Genomic DNA, 23,533 nt, shown 5'->3' with positions numbered 1-23,533 from the left:
TAAATGTCAAAAGAAGTAGTAATTATTGGAGGAGGAATTATAGGCTTATGTTCAGCTTATTATCTTCAAAAGGAAGGGCACAAAGTTACCGTAATTGATAAATCTGATTTTTCAAGTGGTGCATCTTATGTAAACGCAGGATATATAACTCCTAGTCATATTATTTCTTTGGCAGCTCCTGGTATGATAAACAAAGGTATTAAATGGATGTTTGACTCAAAAAGTCCTTTTTCTGTGAAGCCTCGTTTAGATTATGATTTTTTAAAATGGACTTGGTTATTTAAAAAAGCATCAACAAAAGAAAAAGTTGAAAGCTCAATTAAAACCATTAAAGATATTAATATATTAAGTAGAGAATTATATCAAGAGATAAAAGACTCTAATGAATTTGATTTCTTTTACAAACACAAAGGTTTGTTAATGTGTTACCAAACTGATAAAGCTGGTGAAGAAGAATGGAAAACAGGTAAACGTGCTATTCAGGAAGGCTTAAATGTTGAAAACTTAACAAAAGAACAGGTTTTAAAATTAGAACTGAATGCTGGTTTAAACATTAAAGGAGCTGTGTATTATCATACTGATGCACATATGACTCCGAATGAATTTATGCCACAATTAAAATCTTACTTAGAAAAAAAGGGTGTTACTATTTTAGCAAATGAAGAGGTATTAGATATCAATGTTAAAAATGATAAAGTAACATCTATCAGAACAAATAAACAAGAAGTAACAGCTGATGAAATTGTTGTTGCTACTGGTTCTTGGTCTCAAATTTTAGTTAAAAAATTAAATGCTACCGTACCAATTCAGGCTGGTAAAGGATATAGAATTAATGTATCTCAAGATACAGGAATTACAATACCTGCCATTTTAATGGAAGCAAAAGTTGCTGTAACACCAATGAATGGTTTTACTCGTTTTGCAGGTACAATGGAAGTAGATAAAATAAATAATAATATAAACCGTGTAAGAGTAGATGCTATTGCTAGAGCAAGTGAGAGATTTTACGACGGTTTAAAAATTAATCAAAAAGAAATTGACGATGTTGCTGCTGGTTTAAGACCATGTTCTCCTGATGGATTACCTTATATTGGTCGTTTATCAAAAGTTAAAAACGTAACTATTGCTACTGGTCATGCAATGATGGGATGGAGTTTAGGTCCTGCAACTGGTAAATTAGTTTCGGAAATTATTTCTGATAAAAAAACAAGTTTAGATTTAAACCCTTTTCATGTAGAAAGATATTCATAATTTGAATATTAAAAGCACGTAAAAATTAATTAAATACATCCGTAAGAAAATATGCGTTACGACCAAATTGACAATTCTTTATTTATAGAAAATAGAAAAAATTTCATTGCTCAAATGAAACCTAATACCATAGCTATTTTAACATCTAACGATGTTAAACATCATAACGCTGATGATGTTATGGGATTTACACAAAACAATGATCTTTTTTACCTTTCGGGTATCGATCAAGAAGATACTATTTTAGTGTTGTATCCTGATGCTTTCAAAAAAGAAAATAGAGCTATTCTATTTATAAAAGAAACAAGCGAGCTTATTAAAATTTGGGATGGTGAAAAACTAACCAAAGAACAAACTCAAGATATTTCTGGAATTTCAAGAGTTGAGTGGGATAAAGATTTTGAATTATTTTTACAGTACATGGCTTTTGAAGCTGATGGTTTTTACTTAGGTCATAACGAACATGCTAAACGTGTTACCAATGATCAAGAAACAAAACAAGATAGAATGATCAAATGGTGTAAACAAAAATACCCATTACATGATTATTATAGAGCTGCAAAAATTACACGTAATTTACGACCTGTAAAATCGAAAGTAGAATACGACTTAATACAAAAGGCTTCTGATATAAGTGTTGCTTCTTTTACTAGCGTGTTAAAAACATGCAAACCTGGTATGAAAGAATATGAGTTAGAGGCTGAATTAGCTTATAACTTAGTTAAAACAGGTTCTTCGCATCACGCATTTAAGCCAATTATTGCTTCTGGTAAAAATGCTTGTGCTTTACACTATAATACAAATGATTCAGTTTGTAATGATGGTGAAATGATTTTACTTGACTTCGGGATTTGTTACGCTAATTATAATAGCGATACTACTCGTTGTTTTCCTGTAAATGGAAAATTCTCTGAAAGACAAGCTGCTGTTTATTCGTCAGTATTATATTGTTTAAAAGAAGGTAGTAAAATGTTAAAACCTGGTATTTTACCAAGTGTTTACGAAAAAAATATGGCAGGATTAGTTGAAGCTGAATTAATAAAATTAAATTTATTAAATGCTGATGATGTTGCCAAGCAAGATCCTGAAAAACCATTGTATAAAAAATATTTTATGCACGGAACAGCTCATTATTTAGGATTAGACGTACATGATGTTGGTATATATTCTCGTCCTTTTGAAACAGGAATGGTGTTAACTTGTGAACCTGGTATTTATATTCCTGAAGAAGGAATTGGATGTAGATTAGAAGATGATTATTTAATCACTGAAACAGGAAACATCAATTTAACAGCTGCAATGCCTATCGAAATTAAGGATATTGAAGCATTAATGAACAATTAAAAAAAATTACATGAATACATTTGGAATTGGAGGCTCTACAATAGAAGCAGAATTAAACGCAATAACTCCAACAGCTCACTTAGTTGAACCGATTCAGAAAGAAGAATTTCAATCTAGAATAGATAAAGCTTGTTTAATGATGAAAAATCAAAACAAACAAGCAATGTACTTACATGCAGGAACTAATTTATTTTATTTCACAGGAATGAAATGGAACTCGAGCGAACGTATGGTAGGTGCTATTTTATTTCAAAATGGAGACCTTCATTTTATTGCACCAAGATTTGAAAAAGGAACTATTTTAGATTTCATGCTAATAGAAGGTGAAGTTAATTGTTGGGAAGAACACAAAAGTCCTTATAAATTATTCACTAAAATATTAACTGAAAACAAAGTTACTGAAGGTGATATTTTAATAGATGAAGCAACGCCTTTTTTCATTACTGATGGAATTAATAAATGTAACACATCATTTACTTTAGAAAGTGCTACACCAATTACAGCTGGTTGTAGAATGATAAAATCAGATGCTGAAATTACTATTATACAACATGCAATGAACATCACTTTAGAGGTTCAAAAAGCAGCTGCAAGGATTTTAAGAATTGGTATTTCATCTAAAGAAGTAGTAGATTTTATTCACGAAGCACATATTAGATACGGAATTCCGTCAGGTTCATATTTTTGTATCGTGTTATTTGGTGTTGATTCTTCATTTCCTCATGGTGTAAAAACTCCTAAAAACTTAGAATTAAACGAAGTTACACTAGTAGATACTGGTTGTGTATTACACGATTATATTTCTGATATTACAAGAACATATGTTTTTGGTGAAGCAGATGATTTACAAAGATCTATCTGGAATATTGAAAAAGAAACACAACAAGCTGCATTTGATGCTGCTCAATTAGGTAGTGTTTGTGCTGATATTGATGCTGCTGCTAGAAAAACTTTAGAAAGTCATCAATTAGGTCCTAAATATGCATTACCAGGATTACCTCATAGAACAGGTCATGGAATTGGTTTAGATATTCATGAATGGCCATATATTGTTAAGAATGACAATACTGTTTTAGTAGAAGGTATGGCATTTAGTAATGAACCTATGATTTGTGTTCCTAATAAATTTGGAATACGTCATGAAGATCATATTTATATGACTAAAAATGGTCCTAAATGGTTTACAGAACCAATGCACACTATTGAAGATCCTTTTGGAATTTCAAAATAAAAAACACCTTAATATATAAAAAAAAGCAACTCTATATGAGTTGCTTTTTTTGTTGTTAACTATAATTAATTCTTTTAATTTTTTGTTGGCTCAATAGTAAATGAGTAGTTATATTTTTTGTTTGCAGGAATTGTATATTCTTTATGAACTAACCTACCCCACGAAGTATCTCCTCCTACTCCCATTTGTTGTAAATCAATATTCCATTGAACAGTATTTCCAATTTTAATATCCGCACCATGTTTTTTAGTCACTGGTACCAATCCTGAAGCTGATTGTCCTGCGTCACTAGCAATAAAATCTAGTTCTTTCATATTAAATGGCCACACACTAGCATTTAATAACTGCTCTCCTACAACTTTTAAATTAAGTCCTGTTGATGAAACTTCCATCCAACGAACTTCTGTTTTGTTTCCTGTTTCTTGAGGACGAGGATATCTATGAAATTGACTTATAATTTCATCAGAATAAACCCCTGTTTTCTGACCTAATTTTCGATCCCAATAATTTTCACCTGGTCCTTTACCATACCAAGAAACTTCTTTAAAATCATTATTGATACTTAAATACATTCCTAAACGAGGAATATTAGGAAGTTCAGATTTATTAGGTGTAAACGAATAATCTAATTTTAAATTACCATTAAAAGACAACGTATATTTTACAACAACAGTAGCTTCATTATTTGGTAATTTATAATTCACTTTATAGCTTATTCCGTTTGAAACTTCTTTTGGTTTTTCGCTTAAAATTGCTGTGTAATTATAAGTTGCATCTTGCCAAATTTTAGCCCATTTATTCATTCCATTTCCTAAATCATTATCTGTAGGTGGTCTCCAAAAATTTAATTTAATAGGTGTATTAGTTACTTCTTTATCATTTGATGACCATGAAATTATTTCACCTGTGTTTTTATCGATTTTAAAAGAAGTATAACTATTATTAAAACTATAAATAGTATCTTCTTTAATCGTTAATTTTTCATTTAAAACCTTAACTTTTGATGTTTTTGTAGTACTTCCTTTTTGTAAAATAAACTGATTCCATCCTATTTCATATCCTTTAGAAATCATTTTTGTGGCATTATCTTGTACTAAACTTACTTCAAGAATATATTCTGATACATCATTAAAAGAACTTAAATTCTTTTTAAGATTCCAATTTAAGCTTTCTTGCGCTTTAATGTCTAAATGAATATTCGTTAAACTATCAATAGCTTTACCATCTTTTAATAACTTCCATTTAAAAGTTTTATCTGAAAAATCTCTAAAAAAGTTTTTATTAGTAACTTCAATAGTACTATTATTTACCAAACTAAATTTTACAGGTTGATATACTTTTTTTACTTCTGATAAATGAGGATTCGGGTTTCTGTAAGGGTCTACCAATCCATTATTTAAAAAGTTCCCATCGGTTGGTAAATCTGGATGAAAATCGTGTCCGTACGCTAAATATGGTTTTCCATTTTCATCTTTATATTCTAAACTTTGATCTACCCAATCCCAAATAAAACCACCTTGTAGGTTGTCATATTTTTCTATAATATTCCAATAATCCTGTAAATTACCTACCGAATTACCCATTGCATGTGCATATTCAATCATAATAGAAGGCTTATCAGAATTTGATTCACCATGCTTTATTAAATACTCAGGCTTCGGATACATTGGACAATACAAATCAGTATAATCTTCTTTTTGAGCTGGTTCATATTGAACAATTCTATTATCATCCTGTGTTTTTAACCATTTATATGTGGTTTTAAAAACATCGCCCTCTCCTGCTTCATTTCCTAAAGACCAAGAATAAATAGCAACATGATTTCTATCTCTATAATACATACGTTTTGTACGCATCACGTGAGCAGGCAACCAACTCATTTCGTTTCCAATTTGAGTTTTTTTATCTATTGCCAATGGATGACTTTCAATATTTGCTTCATCGACAACATACAATCCATATTTATCACATAAATCTAGCCAATATGGGTCGTTCGGATAATGAGAAGAACGCACCGCATTAATGTTATTTTGTTTCATCAATTGAATATCTTTTTCCATTGATTCTCTAGAAACTACATGTCCTGTATATGCATCTGTTTCATGTCTATTAACACCCCTAATATAAATCGGTTTACCGTTAATTAACACTTGCGATTCTTTTATTTCAACACGTTTAAAACCTATTGATTTCTTAATAAATTGATTCGCATCCAAAGAAATATTTAAAGCATATAAATTTGGAATTTCAGCTGACCAAGATTTTACATTTTCAACCACTTCATTCACAATAAAATCGGCTGTTGACTTAGCAGGAATAGTTATTTTTTTAACTGTTTTAAATTCTTCGGATAAAGAAATAGTAACCTTTTTAGTAACTTCTTTATCAGTAGAGTTTGTTACAGAAAAAGTACCTTTAAAAATTCCATTTTGATAAGAGTCATCTAAAGTAGTTTTAGCATGATAATCAGAAATAAAAACTTTTGAACGTGAATATAAATACACATCACGTTCTATTCCACTCATACGCAACATATCCTGACTTTCTAAATAACTAGCATCAGACCAACGGAACATCTGTAAAGCAATTACATTTTTTCCTTCGGATAAATATGGTGTTATATCAAATTCGGCAGGTGTTTTACTTCCTTGAGAATATCCTACATATTTTCCATTGATATATACATACATTGCCGATTTAGCACCTGCAAAATGAAGAATAATATTTTCTGATAAATATTCTTTGGTTAAATTTATTTCTTTACGATACGTTCCAACAGGGTTGTAATCCGTAGGAGCATCTGGCCATTTTGTAGTAAAAGGATAGCGTTCATCTAAATAAATAGGATGTCCGTAACCTTCCGTTTCCCAATTAGCAGGAACAGTAATTGTTTTCCAATCTGTATCATTATAAGCAACATTTTGAAATGTTGTCGGACGTTTTTTAGGATCTTTAACCCAATTAAATTTCCATTCGCCATTTAAATTTAAAAAGCGATTTGAATTTTCTTTATCAGAAATTTCTGAATTTTCAAAAGTAAAAAAAGAAGCTCTAGGTGCTAATTTATTTTCTTCAAAAATTTTGTGATTGTAATGATTTTGTTGAACATCTACTTCTTTTAAAGGAGTTTTATTACAACTAACAATCAATAAAAGAACGATACTTTGTATTATTTTTCTCATAAACTAACTTTCATAAAATCTTCCGTTATTATTTTTTTGATATAGAAAATTACTTCTTCAGCATTTTCTTTTGTAAAAACAATCGGTGGTTTAATTTTTAACACATTATGATCTGCTCCATCGGTACTCATTAAAATTCCATGGTCTTTCATTCGTGCCGCTAAATAATCTGCTTGAGCAGCTAACGGATTCAAGGCTGAATCTACAAATTCAATTCCTAAGAAAAGTCCTTGCCCTCTTACATCGCCAATAATTGGAAATTCCTTAGAAAGCTCTTTTAATGCTGATTTTAAATAATTACCTACTTCAAGTGCATTTTCTTGTAATTTATCTCTTTTTACAGTTCGAATTACTTCAGTTGCAATAGCACACGAAACAGGATTCCCTCCAAAAGTATTAAAATACTCCATACCATTTGCAAAGGCATCGGCAACTTCTTGAGTACAAGCAACAGCTGCAATAGGATGTCCGTTTCCTAAAGGTTTCCCAATAGTTACAATATCAGGAACAACATCACGTAATTGAAAACCCCAAAAAGTTTTCCCCATTCGTCCGCAACCTGTTTGCACTTCATCAGAAATACAAATTCCGCCAACTTTTCTGATTTTTTGATATGCTTTAGATAAAAAACCTGTTGGTAATTCTACCTGACCACCACAACTAATAATTGGTTCTATAATAAAAGCACCTACATTTCGTCCTTTTTCTTGAATGGTATCAATACATTTTTGAACTTCATCTGCATATTTATCAGCCGTATTTTCACCTCTGTATTTACCTCTAAAAGTATCTACTAAAGGAAATATTTGAGTGTGTTCTGGCGCACCACTTCCACCATTTCCATCAAATTTATAAGATGAAATATCAATACACATATTCGCATTTCCATGATACCCTATTTCACTAGCAATAATATCTCTTTCGCCTGTAACAGCTTTTGTCATTCTAATAGCTAACTCATTTGCCTCACTTCCTGAATTCACAAAATGTAATACATTTAATTCAGGTGGTAAAGTTTCAATTAATTCTTTAGCTAAAGCATTGATATTTTCGTGTAAATAGCGTGAGTTTGTATTAATTAAACTCATTTGTTGCTGTCCTGCTTTTACAACATTATAATTTTCATGTCCTACATGTGCAACATTATTTACAGTATCTAAATATTTATTTCCAAATTGGTCCATTAAATACTGCCCTGCTCCACGAACCATTTTTATAGGCGTTTTGTATTGCAGACTTAAACTTTTACCTAAATGTTGTTTTCGATACTTAATTAAATCATTATTTGAAATCGAATTTTTATTTGCTAATTCTTCAGACTTAAATAATAAATTTGGATTAGGACAAATACTTTTCCAAACATCAATTTGATTTATATATGCAACACCTGGATAATCTGTTGTAAAATCAAATAAAGATAATAATACTTGAAAATGTAAATGAGGAACCCAATTTCCATTTTCAGAAATATCTCCAAGTTCAGCAATTTTATCGCCTTTTAAAATAGTATCCCCTATTTTATGATTTTTTATACTTTCTATCGAATTATGACCGTATAAAGTATAAAACTCAAAATCTTCAACTTGATGTTTTAAAACCAATAATCCGCCGTAATTTTTATCGCCTTGATTATCCGAAGAAATAACAACTTCTCCATCTAAAATAGCGTGAACAGGCGTATATTTTGGTAACCAAAAATCAGTTCCTAAATGAATAGTTCTGCTTTCTTTTCCGTTATTCCCTACCTTTTCGTAAGAAGTTGATTTATAAAAAGCTCTTGGCTCTAAATAACCACCAGCTATAATTTCTGTAGGATTTTCTTTCTGTAATTGATTAATTTTGAATTGAAAAAAATCTACATCATTAAACTCTTTTTCATGACCAATCCATTTACTAGAAACACTTAAATCAATAGGAAAAATCGCTTTCTTTTGAACTGTTGGAAATATATCTTCTAATTGAAAATTATTATTTACACTCCAGTTTTCAAACTTTTTTTCATTCGGATGTGCTGAAAAACCACAAGCAACTCTAAAATTATATTCCGCAAAATCAGGATCAATTTCACGCCATTTTTTAAGTACTTCCCAAGCTGGTTTTTCGCTTATCAGTAAATATTTATTATTTGGTTCTTCTATTTTATTAATTGCCGATTTTGTAACAGAAATCACCAATCGCATTGCAATTGCATTGTATAAATGTGAAAGCTCTTTTTCTTCTAAAGGGAAGTTTTGATGATATCCTTTTACAAAACTTAACGCCGCATCTAACGGATCGTTATGATTCATAACAGCATATGCACAAGCAATAGCTACATCATTAATTATTTGTGTATAAATCGCATCCCCGTAATCTATCGCAGCTTTTACCGTTGGATTTACCAATTCTTTTGACACAATAACATTGTTATCATTGGCATCATTATGAACTACCGATTTTCTTAAAGAATCATAACTTGTTTTATTATTTTCAAATTGTTTTTGATAATAAGTTATAATTTCTTTTTCTTGATTTTCAAATAAATCAATATGTTTTAAAGTCCAAAGTGATTGTGCTACATCCCATACAAATTCTCTATTTGCCTCTGGATGATTAAAACCACGTAAGGCTTTAGTTAACAATCCGCATTGTTCACCTAAACTAAAACGTAAACTATCTAATTGCGGGTTTACAGATGACCAAACTCTACCAGAAATCCACGTTAATAAACGTACTTTACGAGCATTTCCAAACGCATCAATTATAGTAGATATTACAACACCATCAACATCTTCAATTACTTTAGGCGCTATAATATTTTTTTCATTATTAGCAACATATTGTAATAATTTTTGTTGAAAGTCTAAATAATTCTCATCCTCATTAGGACGAGAAATTTTTAAGATATAGCCTTCAGAATTTGGCACTTTAATTCTAAAGTTAAAATCTAATTCTCCCGGTAACTCAGATGCAACACCTTTAATATTATAGGTTTTCGAAAGAATTTCTTCCGCTTGTTGAATCGATATTTTTATTTGATTATAGTCCATTTAATCTTTTTGTAATAACATAATTATATGTGCAGCACTCCAGCTAAAATTTTCAGCACTTAATCCTTTTCCTGTTAAAGGATGGTAATTTTCTCTAATTGATTTTCCTTTTCCAAGAACACCTTCGGCACCTTTCAAAATTTGAATAGTTGCCTTATCAGCTTCTTTATCAAAACCATAATTACGCAAACTTTTCACACCAAAATAAGCTTGATCTAACCAATTAGGACCACGCCAATATCCTTTTAAAGGATTAAATTTTTCGTGGTCGGCACTCATGGTTTGAAAAGGAACCTTTGTAAAAAACTTCTTAGGATCCATCATTTTATTTTTAACAGCTTCTGCTTGTTCTTGTGTTGCTGCATTTGCCCAAAGCGCTGTCCACCCTTCACTTCCTTCTCCTTTGATAAATGTTTTACCATCTAAAGTAGTGTCATAAAACCATCCATCAATAGGGTCATAAAATTGTGTTTGAATTATCAATTTTAACTTTTCAGCTTCTTTCTTAAAGCTATCTGCATCAGTTTTATACCCTAAAATAGTAGCTAATTCTGATAAAAATAATTTTTCAGCATATAAATAGGCATTTAAATCTACCGATTCTTGGTCTATTGAATAAGCTCCTTCACTATTTTTTAAAATTTTAGAATTGTCAAAACGAATAGCGTTATCCATTCCACTCTCCCACTTTGCAGCTATTACACTTCCATCTGTAGAACCATATTCACACAAACCATCTTTATCATGATCACGTTTATTATACCACCATTGATGATATTTTTTTAACTTCGGATAAAACTCTTTTACAAAAGAAAGGTCTTTATCTTTTTTATAAATTTTAGCAATTGCCCATGCAGAAAGTGGTGGTTTTGTATCTCGATAATTATGTTTTTCAATTAAAGTATCTCTATAAACACAATCTACAATAAAACCATCTTCATTTTGAAAGTTAAACATAACTCTCATTTGTTTTTTAGCCAAATCAGTATTATAATAAGATAATCCTACTGCGTGTTTCCAAGAATCCCAAGACCAAAAACCATGAAACCATTTATAATGATAACTAGGAAATAAACCTTCATCTTTTAATTCTCCAGCTGCAATTCTCCAATTATTTTGTAATGTTAATTGTGTTTTTGCTAATACCTCAGCGTATTTATCATCATTAAATTGAATTTTTCTATTTTCTATTAATGATTGTAATTCTGTGTTTTTATCTGATTTTCTATCTTTTAAAATAGCATCAAAACTTGAAGTAGTAATTTTTTGTTGCTCTTCTAACCATGAATATTCTTTAAAAATAAAACTTTGAGAAATTGTAAATTCTTTAGTTTCATTTGGCTTTAATACCATTTGTATTTCATTTGAAATATAAGTACTATCTGTTGATGCTGTTAAAAGTACATCTTCAGGAAAAATAACATGACCAACAGCATCTGTTAAAGCTGATTTAATTGTTAAATTATTTTCTTTTACTGATAATTTTAATCCGTCAGCTAATAACTGTTCATTTTTAAAACTATAATTAATAGCTTGTGGTGAATTACTTTTATTTTTTAATATTGATTTAATAATAGCTGTATGTCCTGATAAAAAAAATAATTGTTGTTTTAACTCTAATTTTTCTGATAAAAAAACCTGTTCTAAATGACTGCTATAACTTTTTGTATCAATTGACGTCCATTTTGTATTTTTCAATACCAAGTTAGTAAGTGATGAACTACTCCAAATACCATTTTGTTGAGTCATTAAAAAAGGACCTGAAAAACCTGTAGTATTTATAGAATCCGGGAAACTGTATGCAAACCAAGCCCCTTGATCAGAAAACATTAAACCTTTTTTATCAAATTTATGTTTGGGTGTAAAAACATAATTGAGCACATTAGTATGTACCATTGTTTTCACCTTCTCTTTTTTACTTTCGACTTTATCTTTACAACTTATCAAAACAATTAATAAGCTTACTAATAGCAGTTCTGTTTGTTTAATCATATCTTAATTGAAGTTTTTTTTTATGTAAAAAATTATGATTTTTCTACAGATTTTAGAATCTATTTACACCTTGCTTAAAGCTAGTAAAACTAATCTTACAAAAATAAACTAAACATCTAAAAATCACAAACTAGTAGGTACTAGTTGTGTTTAATTTTTAATTCCCTGTACATTTGGCTTTTAGAGTTTGTCAAAATATTTTATACTACTGTTTTATAAGTATCTTAATTTATTAGAACTTAAATCATAATTAATAAACCAATTACGTATGAATCAAAAAGAAAATCTCAAAAATGGTAAAACGATCAATTTTTCATTTTTAACCTTACTTATTTGTTTTTTTATAGCTTCGACTTCTAAAGTAATCGCTCAAAAAAATAGTATCAGTGGTAAAGTAATTGATAAACATGGACTTTCCTTACCTGGCGCTTCTATTATTATTAAAGGGACAAGTATAGGTGTTGAAACTGACTTTGAAGGTAATTATACCATAAAGGCAGAACCTAAAAATACTTTAATTTTCAACTACTTAGGATTCATAACTAAAGAAATAATTGTTGAAAATAAAAAAACAATTGATATTACATTACTTGAAGATGCAGCAACTCTTGATGAAGTTGTTGTAGTTGGTTACGGTACTCAAAAGAAAAGCGATGTAACAGGAGCTGTAGGACAAGTTAAGGCAGAAGAATTAACACGTGTAGTTACAACAAACCCTATTGACGCACTACAAGGACGTGTATCAGGAGTTACAGTAACTTCATCATCAGGTAGCCCTGGTTCAGGAGCAGATATCTCAATTAGAGGTATTGGTACTTTTGGTCAGAACCAACCTTTATATATTATTGATGGTGTACAGGCAGATCCTTATTTTATTGATGCAACAAATATTGCTTCTATGGAAATTTTAAAAGATGCTGCGTCTGGAGCAATTTATGGAACAAAAGCAGCCAATGGTGTTGTTCTAATTACGACAAAAAAAGGAAAAAAAGGAAAATCTAAAATAGAAATTGAAACATCTCTTAGTATTAATACTGCAAGAAAAAAGTTAAAACTATTAGACGCTAACGGATATGTAAGTGTACATAAACAAATGTATGAAAATGCAGGAAAAAGTTTACCTTCATACGTAACAGCCCCAATAACAGCAAATACTGATTGGTTAGATGAAACACATAGAAATGGTGAATTAAGCTTATTAAATGTAAGAATGAGTGGTGCTTCAGATAATTTTAATTATAGTGCTGGTGCTAGTTATGCTGATGAAACAGGAATGTTAATTGGATCAATATTCACTAAAAAAGGTGTTTATGCTAACATCGGATTTACAAAAGATAGATTTAAGGTAAATACTAGTTTAAATTATAGTGAAACTTATAGAGAACAACAAAAATTTTCTTTAAGAGAAACTTTTCAAATATCTCCTTTAATTCCTGTTTTTGATGAAACAAAAGAGTCAGGATTTGGTTATAGAGACGGTAGCTTACCTGACCATAAAAATCCTGTAGGAGAAGATCATTTTAAGAATGATTATACGAAATTAAAATACTTTTTAGGAAGTGTAAACGTAAGTTATGATCTTTTAGACAACTTAACAGCTAAAGTAAATTACTCTGTATCAAATTTAACAAACTATACCTATGATTTTCATCAAGCTTTTCAAGTAAGAGCTGTACCATCAAATCCAGAAAATGAATTTGCTTTTATTTCAGAGTACAACAATGAATTTAGAAGAATAAACCAAGAATACACCTTAAATTACAGTTTAGAATTTGGTAAAAGTAATTTCAATTTCTTAGCAGGTTATCAAAGAATTTCAGAGCCATTAAAAGAAACCTATGCACAAGCAGAAGGATGGAAATATTCACCTAAAGACTTGAATAATAACGGAGACTTAGATGATAAAATACCAGCGATTATTTTAGACCCTAGTTTTAATACTTTAAATGCTTTTAGAGATGGTACACGTTCTGCAACTGGAACAAATTATGAATATAGTTTGGTTTCTCAATTTGGTAGAGTAAATTATTCATTCGATGACAAATATTTATTTCAAGCAAGTATTCGTAGAGATGGAAGTTCTAAGTTTGGAAAAAACAATAAATATGGAACCTTCCCTTCTGTAGCATTAGGTTGGAAAATTACTGAAGAAAATTTCATTTAAAAATCAAAACTTATTTGATTTCTTAAAATTACGTTTTAGTTGGGGACAAGCAGGTAATGATAACGCTTTAAGTTATTATGATTATGTAGCTAAAATCGAGCAAGGAAAAAGTCAAAATAATGGAGGATATGTTTTTGGTAATCCACAAACATCTTACCAAGGAAGTATTGCAAGAGAATTACAAAATGATAATTTACAATGGGAAACTAATACTTCAGCAAATTTTGGATTAGATTTCACCACGTTAAACCATGCTCTTAAAGGATCAGTAAATTATTATAACTCTACTACAAGTGATTTATTAATTCCATCTATTCCGTCTGAATCAGGAGGAATAAATACTACTATTATAAATGTTGGAGAATTTGTAAACAAAGGTCTTGAATTTGAATTAGGTTATACAAATAAAAAAAATGAAGTTGGTTATGCCGCTTTTGCTACTTTAACAACAATTAATAGTGAAGTAACTAAATTAAGTAGTACTAGTCAAGTATTATATGGTGATGGATTAAAATTCGGATCTGAACATTTTGTAAACCAAACTAAAATAGGTTATGAACCTGGAGCTTACTTTTTACCTGTAGCTGATGGTATTTTTCAAAATCAAGCAGAAATTGATAAGCATAACGCAAATAGTATTGCTCTTCATGGAGCAGATAATGCTATGCAAAAATTTGCTAAACCAGGAGATATTCGTTTTATTGACCAGAATAATGATGGTATTATTGATAGTAAGGATGAAGTATATAAAGGTACAGCAATTCCTAAGTTTGAATATAGTTTAAATTTATCTGCCGATTATAAAGGAATTGATTTTAATATTTTCTTTCAAGGAGTTGGTGGAAATAAAATATACAATGGAAACCGTTTTGAATCTCTAGGTTTAGATGCAGGAAGAAACTTTGAAACAGAAGCTTTAAATTCTTGGACACCTACAAATACAAATACTTCAGTTCCTAGAGCTGTTTTAGGAGACCCTAATCAAAACAATAGAGCATCAACACGTTTTCTTGAAAATGGTGCATATTTAAGAGTTAAAACAATTCAATTAGGATATAGCTTACCTAAAAAAGTATTAAATAACTTACAAATTGATAAGTTAAGATTATATGTTACAGGGCAAAATTTATTTACAATTACAGATTATAGTGGTTTAGATCCTGAAGTAGGAGGATCTACTTTATCTAAAGGTATTGATAGGTCTTTATATCCAAAGTATAAATCATTTATTTTAGGTGTCCAATTTAAATTTTAAAAAATTAAACAATGAAAAACATATATAAAATAATTATAGCTACTGTTTTTACAGTTACAATAATAGCCTGTGATGATGATGCTTTTATTCAGCAAGTATCACCAGATCAATTAACTTCAGATTCATTTTGGAGAAATGCAGAAGATGCACAATCAGGATTAACTGCTGCTTACTCAGAACTAGAAGCTAGAAGTAACTTTTGGGATGGATGGCAAGAAGGAAGACCTGTTGTAGAGTATTTTAGGTCAGATTATGCTTTACCAGGTCCAGATGCTATTAATTACGGACATTGGTTATCTATTTTTAATTTTAATTATACCAACGGACATACATTTTTAAATGTACTTTGGAAAACTAATTATAAAGGTTTAAACTTTTCTAATCAAGTAATTACAAAAGTTAATGAAATGACTGCTGAACAAATTTCAGTAAAAGAAAAAAAACAAATTATTGGTGAAGCAACTTTTTTAAGAGGGTATTATCATTTTAAATTATTAACATTATTTGAAAAAATAGTATTAAGAACAGAAATGATTAATACGGAAACATTAAATAAAGCATTAGCAACAAGGAAAGAAGCTTGGGGAGTTGTTATTAAAGATTTTCAAGATGCTGAAGCAATGCTAAGTCTTGTTGGAGATACACAAGCAGGAAGAGCTACTAAAGGAGCTGCTTTAGCTTATTTAGGAAAAGCCTACATGTATAAAGCTGGTGACGCAACATCTTCAGATGCTAGTGATTATGAAAATGCAGCAGCTGCATTCAAAAAAATTGTTAATGGAAATGCTGGTTCATATAATTTAGAGCCAAACTTTTTAAGCTTGTTTAATGGTGAAAATGAAAATAATCAAGAATCTATTTTTGAATTACAATTTAAAAGTGGTGATGACAATTCTTGGAATGCTACAAGATTACATGCTTTTGTAGGTGATTGGTCTTTAGGTGGCTGGGGAGGTATTGAAGCAAGCCCTGCTATTGTTACTGAAATGAAAGCAGAAGGAATGATTGCTACAACAGGACGTTATGATAGTAGGTTATATGGTTCAGTATATTTTAGAGATCCTTTCTTTAATGATACAAACACCAATGAAATGCAAGGATATACTTGGGATCAATTAATGGATTGGCAGTATAATGATACTTATGAAAATCATGCTTATTTTAGAAAATGGTTACCAAATTATGTCTATGATAATTCTTATATAGGTTTAAATGTAGTATTAATGCGTTATGCTGATGTATTATTAATGTATGCTGAAGCTTTAAATGAAACTGGAGCTACAACTGAAGCAATAACTCATATAAACAAGGTAAGAGCTATACATGGAAATATGCCTGCAATAACAATAACATCTAAAGATGCTGTAAAAACACAGATTATCCATGAAAGAACTATGGAGTTAACATTAGAATCTGTACGTTTCTTTGATTTAAGAAGATGGGGAATGTTAGATAAAGCAATGCAAGATGCAGGAAGAACAGGTTTTAATGCTTCACAACATTCTTATTTACCAGTACCTTTAACAGAAATTCAAACTAATTCAGAAGTAAATTAAATTTATATTGTTATAGTGTGTTAAGTTAGTCTTTTATTTGAATAGAAAAGGGTTGTCAATATATTGACAACCCTTTTTGTTTTTTATAAATTAGATATTATTATCTTAAAATAAACCCGTCTTTCATTGGATCATTTGGATCAATTGTAAACGTTTGCATTCCTGTAATATAAGCCGTTCCTTCTACTTGTGGAATAACCGCATTAAAAGGACCATATTTCTCTTCAGAAACTACAGATCCTATAAATACCGAATCAGTAATACTTTCAATTGTCATGGTTTCACCATATTGAATTTCATTTCGCTTTTTATGAATAGCCATTCTTCCTGAAACACCCGAACCTGTAGGACATCTATCTACTTCTCCTTCAGCAAAAATACAAACGTTTCTACTATCAGTTCCAGAAGCTTGTTTTGTATTATCAATAAAAATAGTACCGTATAAGAAACTTAAATCTTCCTCTATTGGATGTAATATTTCTTTATCAGCTTGCATAACGGCATGTTTAATTTTCATACCATTTGTTATTAAAGCTCTGTAAGAATCAGTACTTAAATCAAAATCAAAGTTGTTTTTAGCGATATCGACATAGGCATAAAAAGCACCTCCGTAAGCTAAATCGTAAGTTACTGTTCCTAACCCGTCAACCTCAACAGTTCTATCTAAACCAACTACAAAACTTGGTACACAATGAAAACGAACACCTGTTACTTTTCCATCTTTTACATTTGCAAAAGAAGTAATTCGTCCACAAGGAGCATCAATTTTTAAAATATTTTCACCTTCTTTAACATCAACCCAATTCATTTCAACAGCTAAAGTAGAAATAGCAATAATTGCACGCCCACACATTGTTGAATATCCTTCGTTATGTAAAAATATAATTCCAAAATCACCTTCATCATCATTAGGAGGTAATAAAATACACCCATACATATCAGCATGACCACGTGGTTCAAACATTAATGCAGTACGTAATTCATCATAATTTTCTTTACAATAACGTCTGTAATCTAAAACTGAATTTCCTTTTAACTCTGGAAAACCATCAACAATTACACGTAAAGGCTCACCACCTGTGTGCATATCAATGGTTTTAATTTTTAACCAATCTTTATGTGGTACAAAATCTGTTTTAGCTAGTATATTTTGATATGTTTTACTCATTAGTATATTTTTTATAAAAATAATTTGCAGCTGCTAAATCTTCTAAGGCATGACCTACAGATTTAAAAACTGTAATTTCTTCATCGGTTTTTCTTCCTGTTTTTTTACTTGAAGATAATTCAAATAAATCAGCATTAATATCCTCTTCCTTTAATACTCCTGTTTGTAACGGAATAAGAATATCACCACTTTCTTTTAATCCACCTTGATAAGTATCAACATAAACAGCTCCTTTAGTTATTGTTTCATCATCAGCTTCTCTCATGCCTTTTTTATAAGCTCCAACTAAATCAACATGTTGCCCAGCCTTTAAATACTTTCCAAAAACTAATGGATTTTTAGATAATGTTGCACATGAAATAATATCAACATCTGAAATTTTCTCTTCAATATTCTCTATAGCTGTAATTGTAAAATCTTCATCTTTTAATGTTTCACAAATAGCTTGAGCTTTAGAAAAATTACGTCCCCAAATAAATACATTTTTAATAGGACGAACTGAAGCGTGTGCCTTAATTAAATTAACAGATAAAGCACCTGTACCAATCATTAATAATGAAGAAGCGTTTTCTATTGATAAAAAAGATGACGCTAAAGCTGAAGCCGCAGCAGTACGCTTTACTGTTAAACTTTTAGCCTCTAAAATTGCTTTAATTGTTCCTTTAACAGCATCTAAATAAATATAAGTTCCGTTGATAGAAGGTAAATCAAACTGGCTATTTTCAGGACTTACAGTTACTATTTTAACTCCAGCTGTTTTACTTGGTGTCCAAGCTGGCATTAATAATAACGTAGAATCTGCATTTACCTCTGGATTTGCAAAATCGTGATGATGACGCATAGGTACAATAGTATCTTGCGATGAAAATGAAGATTTTAATTCAGAAATCAGTTCTAAAAAACTTGTATTATCTTCTATATAATTGTTATCTATTTGAATAATTTTTTCCATGCCGTAAAATAGTTATTTATACAAACATTATTATACAGTATCTTTATAAAGAATAATATAAGCAAAGACATTGTTAATATAGTATAATATGAAATACTATAAAGCCTGTATTTTTAGCGAAAACAAGAACCAAAATGAAAAAAATACAATTATTTCTTCTGCTATCTTTAGCTATTTTTGCATCATGCAAAACGACTAAAGAGAGTAAAATCGTATCATTTAAACAAAAACTACAAAGTACTTTTCCTAAAGCTCAAATAGACTCTATTGAAGCTAAAGACCATTTTACAGAAGCGTATAAAGTTGTTTTAAAACAAAATTTAAATCCTAAAAATCCTTCTGAAGGAACATTTGACCATCATATGTATGTTTCACATACAAATTATAAGAGTCCTACTGTTTTAATTACAGATGGTTACGACTCATGGAACAGAACTACTGAGCTAAGTAAAGTATTTAAAGGTAACCAAGTGATTGTTGAATACAGAATGTATGGTAAATCAAGACCTGATTCTATTCCTTGGAAATATTTAACAAATGATAATGCTATTGAAGATTATCATAGTGTTGTTAACAAATTAAAAACTGTTTATAGCGGTAAATGGTTATCATCAGGAATTAGTAAAGGAGGAGAAACTACTTTAATTTACAAAGCTAAATATCCTAATGATATTGATGTTGCTGTACCTTATGTTGCTCCGTTAATTAATACCTTAGAAGACCCTAGAACTAATGAATTAATTAATTCTGTTGGTAGTGATGAATGTAGAGCTGATATCAGAAAATATCAAAAAACTGTTTTAAATAACAGAAAAGAAGTTTTAGCATTATTAGCAACTTATGCTAAAGATAAAAAATTAAATTTCACTGAACTTTCTCAAGAGGAAGCTTTAGAATATGCTGTATTAGAATTTCCTTTTTCTTTCTGGCAATGGGGTAGCGGAAAATGTGAAGATGTACCTGCAGAAAATGCATCATCAGAAGAATTATTTAACTACTTAGTTAAAATTTCTGGTTTTTATGTTTTTAGTGATTCAGGATACAAAAAGCTTTTACCTTCTTTTTATCAACACATGAGAGAATTAGGGTACTATGGTTTTGATTTAGAACCTGTAAAAGACTTATTAAAGGTTGTTAAAAGTAGTACTAATAGTAGATTTGCTCCTAAAAATGTAGACTTAACTTACAATCCTTCTTATATTAAAGAGATAAGAAACATTATTGAAACAAAAGGAACTAATGTTTTACATATTCAAGGAGGTAACGATCCTTGGGGAGCTTGCGGACCAACACCTAATGAAGGAGTTGATGCTTTAAAAATGGTTTTAAAAGATGGGTCTCATACTACTAGAATTAAAGATTTTTCTGATGAAGATCAACAAAAAATTTACGCTAAGTTACAAGCTTGGTTAGGTAAAGATGTAAAATTATATCCTTTAAAATAGGCTTATTTTTTATATTGATATAATATTATTTACAAAAAAACACTTTAGAAATTTCTAAAGTGTTTTTTATTTTATGATATTTTGAAAGTCGTATTTTCTATTTCTTAAAGTTTGATACTCCTTTTGTTAACCAATCATAATATTCAGAAGGATCTGGTGTATAAGAAACTGGATCAATTAAATTAGATTCGTCATGCGCCATTAATACATAAAAAGGTTGCGTATTTGCTTTATACTTTATAGTTTGTAATTCGCTCCACTTTTGACCTATATACTTTAACTTTTTTCCTGGGTTTAATTTAGACTCAACAACCTCATCATCTTTTAACTTTCTTTTATCATCAACATACAAAGAAATTAAAACTACTTTGGTTTTTAATACATCTAAAACATTAGGTTTTACCCAAACGTTTTGTTCCATTTTTCTACAATTTACACAAGCATGACCTGTAAAATCAATCATAACAGGTTTTCCTACTTTTTTAGCGTAGGCCAATCCTTTATCATAATCATGAAAAGAAATAATATCATGAGGAGGCATTAAATGTGCTCCTTCAGGTAAACCTGTATGCGTTTTTTCAGAATTAGTAACTGAAACTACCTGCGTATTTTTCTTTGTAAATCCTACTCCATATGGAGATTCACTATAATGTTGTGGTGGTGGAAAAGCACTAATTAAATTTAAAGGTGCTCCCCATAAACCTGGTAACATATATACGGTAAAAGCTCCTACAATTAAACCTAAAAACAATCTTCCTACAGAAATATGAGTTTGAGAATCATCATGTGGTAACTTAATTTTACCTAATAAATATAATGCTAAAGCTCCGAATATTGCTATCCAAATAGCAATAAAAACTTCTCTTTCAAATAAATGTAATTGTAAAACTAAATCGGCATTCGATAAAAATTTAAAAGCCAAGGCTAATTCTAAAAATCCTAAAACTACTTTTACTGTATTTAACCATCCACCCGATTTTGGTAATGAATTTAACCAACCTGGAAACATTGCAAATAATGCAAATGGTATTGCTATTGCTGAAGAAAAACCTAACATACCAACAATAGGTGCGATACCTCCTTTTGATGCAGACTCTACTAATAATGTTCCTACAATTGGTCCTGTACATGAAAACGATACAATTGCTAAAGCCAATGCCATAAAAAAGATACCAATTAAACCACCTCTATCTGCTTGAGAATCTACTTTAGTAGCCCAAGAACTTGGCAATGTTATTTCAAAAGCACCTAAAAATGATACTGCAAAAATTACTAATATCAAAAAGAAAGCGACATTAAACCATACATTTGTTGACAACGCATTTAAAGCATCGGCACCAAAAACACCCGTTACTACACTTCCTAATAATACATATATTCCAATTATTGATACTCCATAAATAATAGCATTTCTAATTCCTTCAGCTTTACTTTTACTTTGTTTGGTAAAAAAGCTTACTGTCATTGGAATCATTGGAAAAACACAAGGCGTTAACAAAGCTGCAAATCCTGATAAAAAAGCAATAAAAAAGATAGCTATCATTCCTTTTTTATCTTTCTTATTAGTATTAGTTGATTTATTAACCTCTGAAATATTTTGTTTTTTTACAATAGCTTTCGTTAAATCAAAAACTAAATCGATTTCTTTTGGAGGTAAACATTGCTCATCTGTACAAGCAATAAATTCGACAAAAGCATTAATTGTTTTTACAGTAGGATCAGTTAAGTCTATTTCTTGCTTAAAAACTGCTTTATAAGCAAATGACTTAATAGACATTCCTTCGTCATTAAATAGTTTTGTAAACTTAATTTTTCCCTTAGGTTCTTCTGTCTTTCCTATTAATTTTATCTTATTTTCTTTATCATTATAAAAAAAAGTTGTCGGAATTGGCCCTCCTTTAGGTACTTCTTGAGAATATAAGCTCCAACTATCTTTAATTGTAGCTTCTGTAATTAATTTATATTTTGAATCAGTTATCTTTTCTACTTTGGTCTTCCATTGAATAGGATTAAATATCTGAGCTGTTACTGATAAGTTTATCAATAAGACAAAAAATATGCATATTTTTTTCATATAAATTTATTATGGGGGTTAATTAACTTGAAAAGACAAAGCTACCTCTTCAGGAGGCAAACAACTTTCATTAGAACAAACCATATATTCAACAGTTCCTTTTATGATAAATTTTTCATTTGTATTTAATCTAATTCGTTGTTTAAATACTGCTGTATTATTAAAATACTTAATACTCATTGCAAATATTTCATCATTTACAATATGCCCTTCTTCCTCTTCAGTATTTCCTTTTTTAATATAACGTTGATCTCCTCTAAAAGAGAACGAAGTTGCTACAGGACCTCCTTCTTCCATTTTTTGAGAATAAATATGCCATTCATCCTCTAGAGTTACTATCGCTATTAATTCAATTTCTTCTTCTGATATTTTTTCTACTGCAGTAGTCCATTTTACAGGGTTATCCATTTGTCCGTAAGAAAAAACACTTACGAAAAATATTGCGATTGTCAGTAATTCCCTCATTATCATTTAATTAATAGTTGTATTGATATTTTCTGTAAAAATAACATCTTTCTACATCAAATACGATTACATCAAAAAAAAATTTGCAGTTATTTTGAAAATTTAACAAAAAAAAAGAGTAATCATTGCTGATTACTCTTTTTATAGTAGCGGGAACTGGACTCGAACCAGTGACCTTCGGGTTATGAGCCCGACGAGCTACCTACTGCTCTATCCCGCGATTTGTGGGTGCAAATATACAACCTTTTTCTATTACGTAATAAATAAAAATGTTTTTTATTTATTTTATTTTACGCACAAAAAAAGCTTCACATTTCTGTGAAGCTTTTGAGCTTAGTAGCGGGAACTGGACTCGAACCAGTGACCTTCGGGTTATGAGCCCGACGAGCTACCTACTGCTCTATCCCGCGATTTCGAGTGCAAAT

General features: G+C 30.0%; 14 protein-coding genes and 2 tRNA genes. 7 read left to right on the top strand and 9 right to left on the bottom strand.

Translation table 11 applies throughout. From position 1 onward, the window contains the following. Positions 1 to 3 precede the first annotated feature (3 nt). The 3 genes from PG913_RS02185 to PG913_RS02175 are packed head-to-tail and all read left to right on the top strand — an operon-like array spanning position 4 to position 3,826. Positions 4 to 1,251: an NAD(P)/FAD-dependent oxidoreductase gene (locus PG913_RS02185; RefSeq protein WP_271231429.1), complete on the top strand. Its 1,248-nt coding sequence runs from the start codon at positions 4 to 6 to the stop codon at positions 1,249 to 1,251. A 51-nt stretch (positions 1,252 to 1,302) separates the two neighbouring features. Next, positions 1,303 to 2,595, top strand: a complete 1,293-nt coding sequence (locus PG913_RS02180) for an aminopeptidase P N-terminal domain-containing protein (protein WP_271231428.1) — start codon at positions 1,303 to 1,305, stop codon at positions 2,593 to 2,595. A gap of 10 nt (positions 2,596 to 2,605) precedes the next feature. Further along, positions 2,606 to 3,826 (top strand): M24 family metallopeptidase, encoded by a 1,221-nt coding sequence (locus PG913_RS02175; RefSeq protein WP_271231427.1) that lies wholly within the window; start codon positions 2,606 to 2,608, stop codon positions 3,824 to 3,826. Between the two features lie 74 nt (positions 3,827 to 3,900). Here the strand turns inward: PG913_RS02175 and PG913_RS02170 are convergent, their stop codons facing one another. From PG913_RS02170 to PG913_RS02160, 3 genes are read right to left on the bottom strand one after another with little or no spacing between them, the layout of a single operon-like run. Beyond that, positions 3,901 to 7,008 (bottom strand): glycoside hydrolase family 2 TIM barrel-domain containing protein, encoded by a 3,108-nt coding sequence (locus PG913_RS02170; RefSeq protein ID WP_271231426.1) that lies wholly within the window; start codon positions 7,006 to 7,008, stop codon positions 3,901 to 3,903. Further along, positions 7,005 to 10,037: an aminotransferase class III-fold pyridoxal phosphate-dependent enzyme gene (locus PG913_RS02165; RefSeq protein ID WP_271231425.1), complete on the bottom strand. Its 3,033-nt coding sequence runs from the start codon at positions 10,035 to 10,037 to the stop codon at positions 7,005 to 7,007. The genes PG913_RS02170 and PG913_RS02165 overlap by 4 nt, the downstream gene beginning before the upstream one ends. Beyond that, positions 10,038 to 12,029 (bottom strand): MGH1-like glycoside hydrolase domain-containing protein, encoded by a 1,992-nt coding sequence (locus tag PG913_RS02160; protein WP_271231424.1) that lies wholly within the window; start codon positions 12,027 to 12,029, stop codon positions 10,038 to 10,040. It abuts the gene before it with no gap. Positions 12,030 to 12,297: 268 nt separating this feature from the next. Here PG913_RS02160 and PG913_RS02155 point away from each other — a divergent pair, with 268 nt between their 5' ends. From PG913_RS02155 to PG913_RS02145, 3 genes are all read left to right on the top strand, one after another. Beyond that, on the top strand, positions 12,298 to 14,193 hold the full coding sequence (locus PG913_RS02155; protein ID WP_271231423.1) for a SusC/RagA family TonB-linked outer membrane protein: 1,896 nt from the start codon (positions 12,298 to 12,300) through the stop codon (positions 14,191 to 14,193). 664 nt (positions 14,194 to 14,857) lie between these two features. Continuing rightward, positions 14,858 to 15,448, top strand: a complete 591-nt coding sequence (locus PG913_RS12840; protein WP_333780777.1) for a hypothetical protein — start codon at positions 14,858 to 14,860, stop codon at positions 15,446 to 15,448. Positions 15,449 to 15,459: 11 nt separating this feature from the next. After that, the gene (locus tag PG913_RS02145; protein ID WP_271231422.1) at positions 15,460 to 17,004 is read left to right on the top strand and encodes a RagB/SusD family nutrient uptake outer membrane protein; all 1,545 of its coding nucleotides are present in this window, start codon (positions 15,460 to 15,462) and stop codon (positions 17,002 to 17,004) included. 100 nt (positions 17,005 to 17,104) lie between these two features. Here the strand turns inward: PG913_RS02145 and PG913_RS02140 are convergent, their stop codons facing one another. Next, positions 17,105 to 18,172, bottom strand: coding sequence for a proline racemase family protein (locus PG913_RS02140; RefSeq protein ID WP_271231421.1), 1,068 nt, complete (start codon positions 18,170 to 18,172; stop codon positions 17,105 to 17,107). Continuing rightward, positions 18,165 to 19,124, bottom strand: a complete 960-nt coding sequence (gene lhpI / locus PG913_RS02135) for a bifunctional Delta(1)-pyrroline-2-carboxylate/Delta(1)-piperideine-2-carboxylate reductase (RefSeq protein ID WP_271231420.1) — start codon at positions 19,122 to 19,124, stop codon at positions 18,165 to 18,167. The genes PG913_RS02140 and lhpI overlap by 8 nt, the downstream gene beginning before the upstream one ends. A gap of 134 nt (positions 19,125 to 19,258) precedes the next feature. On the opposite strand from lhpI, the gene PG913_RS02130 reads away from it, so the two are divergent. Then, a complete protein-coding gene (locus tag PG913_RS02130; protein WP_271231419.1) occupies positions 19,259 to 20,569 on the top strand; it encodes a S28 family serine protease in 1,311 nt (436 codons plus the stop codon). A gap of 97 nt (positions 20,570 to 20,666) precedes the next feature. Here PG913_RS02130 and PG913_RS02125 read toward each other — a convergent pair whose 3' ends face one another. From PG913_RS02125 to PG913_RS02110, 4 genes are all read right to left on the bottom strand, one after another. After that, on the bottom strand, positions 20,667 to 22,643 hold the full coding sequence (locus tag PG913_RS02125; RefSeq protein WP_271231418.1) for a protein-disulfide reductase DsbD family protein: 1,977 nt from the start codon (positions 22,641 to 22,643) through the stop codon (positions 20,667 to 20,669). 18 nt (positions 22,644 to 22,661) lie between these two features. Continuing rightward, a complete protein-coding gene (locus PG913_RS02120; protein WP_271231417.1) occupies positions 22,662 to 23,108 on the bottom strand; it encodes a protein-disulfide reductase DsbD domain-containing protein in 447 nt (148 codons plus the stop codon). 147 nt (positions 23,109 to 23,255) lie between these two features. Beyond that, positions 23,256 to 23,328: transfer RNA gene (locus PG913_RS02115), tRNA-Met, on the bottom strand. Between the two features lie 117 nt (positions 23,329 to 23,445). Beyond that, positions 23,446 to 23,518: transfer RNA gene (locus PG913_RS02110), tRNA-Met, on the bottom strand. Between the last annotated feature and the right edge of the window lie 15 nt (positions 23,519 to 23,533).

The sequence above is a fragment of the Tenacibaculum pacificus genome (assembly GCF_027941775.1).
GTDB lineage: Bacteria > Bacteroidota > Bacteroidia > Flavobacteriales > Flavobacteriaceae > Polaribacter > Polaribacter pacificus_A.
Note: the sequence above shows the minus strand (reverse complement) of the source record. Positions and strands in the feature narration are given on the sequence as shown.